At 57.0% G+C, this 1,659-nt stretch carries 2 rRNA genes; both read right to left on the bottom strand.

Features of this window, described 5'->3' with window-relative positions:
- Positions 1–1,279: ribosomal RNA gene (locus ACFQ7F_RS45820) — 23S ribosomal RNA — on the bottom strand; the annotation flags it as partial.
- 295 nt (positions 1,280–1,574) lie between these two features.
- Positions 1,575–1,659 (bottom strand): 16S ribosomal RNA (locus ACFQ7F_RS45815); the annotation flags it as partial.

Below are 1,659 nucleotides of genomic sequence, written 5' to 3'. Positions count from 1 at the left end.
ATGCTGGAATGACACGACTTCGGCGGTACGCTTGAGCCCCGCTACATTGTCGGCGCGGAATCACTTGACCAGTGAGCTATTACGCACTCTTTCAAGGGTGGCTGCTTCTAAGCCAACCTCCTGGTTGTCTCTGCGACTCCACATCCTTTCCCACTTAGCGTACGCTTAGGGGCCTTAGTCGATGCTCTGGGCTGTTTCCCTCTCGACCATGGAGCTTATCCCCCACAGTCTCACTGCCACGCTCTCACTTACCGGCATTCGGAGTTTGGCTAAGGTCAGTAACCCGGTAGGGCCCATCGCCTATCCAGTGCTCTACCTCCGGCAAGAAACACGTGACGCTGCACCTAAATGCATTTCGGGGAGAACCAGCTATCACGGAGTTTGATTGGCCTTTCACCCCTAACCACAGGTCATCCCCCAGGTTTTCAACCCTGGTGGGTTCGGTCCTCCACGACCTCTTACAGCCGCTTCAACCTGCCCATGGCTAGATCACTCCGCTTCGGGTCTTGAGCGCGCTACTGAATCGCCCTATTCGGACTCGCTTTCGCTACGGCTTCCCCACACGGGTTAACCTCGCAACGCACCGCAAACTCGCAGGCTCATTCTTCAAAAGGCACGCAGTCACGACGTACAGCACAAGTGCTGCACGCGACGCTCCCACGGCTTGTAGGCACACGGTTTCAGGTACTATTTCACTCCGCTCCCGCGGTACTTTTCACCATTCCCTCACGGTACTATCCGCTATCGGTCACCAGGGAATATTTAGGCTTAACGGGTGGTCCCGCCAGATTCACACGGGATTTCTCGGGCCCCGTGCTACTTGGGTGTCTCTCAAACGAGCCGTTGATGTTTCGACTACGGGGGTCTTACCCTCTACGCCGGACCTTTCGCATGTCCTTCGCCTACATCAACGGTTTCTGACTCGTCTCACAGCCGGCAGACTGTGAAAGAGAGATCCCACAACCCCGCACACGCAACCCCTGCCGGGTCTCACACGTATACGGTTTGGCCTCATCCGGTTTCGCTCGCCACTACTCCCGGAATCACGGTTGTTTTCTCTTCCTGCGGGTACTGAGATGTTTCACTTCCCCGCGTTCCCTCCACACTGCCTATGTGTTCAGCAGCGGGTGACAGCCCATGACGACTGCCGGGTTTCCCCATTCGGAAACCCCCGGATCAAAGCCTGGTTGACGACTCCCCGGGGACTATCGTGGCCTCCCACGTCCTTCATCGGTTCCTGGTGCCAAGGCATCCACCGTGCGCCCTTAAAAACTTGGCCACAGATGCTCGCGTCCACTGTGCAGTTCTCAAACAACGACCAACCACCCGTCACAGCCCGCCGAAGCAGACTTTTACCGGGGTCGGCAGTGAAGGCAGCCATACGGCCATACCTTCAGATACCCAACAGCGTGCCCGGCCCGACCAATCAAGACTCTGTTTTCCACGCCGAAGCAGTACTTACAGGTCCAACCGATCGTGCCGAATAGTCAACGTTCCACCCATGAGCTAACCACCGCCGAACATTTGCCGACGTAGTGGCTCTGGATTCCTTGCGGAATCTAGATGCTCCTTAGAAAGGAGGTGATCCAGCCGCACCTTCCGGTACGGCTACCTTGTTACGACTTCGTCCCAATCGCCAGTCCCACCTTCGACAGCTCC

The sequence above is a fragment of the Streptomyces sp. NPDC056486 genome (assembly GCF_042795295.1).
GTDB lineage: Bacteria > Actinomycetota > Actinomycetes > Streptomycetales > Streptomycetaceae > Streptomyces.
This window is presented reverse-complemented; position numbering and strand designations above follow the sequence as displayed.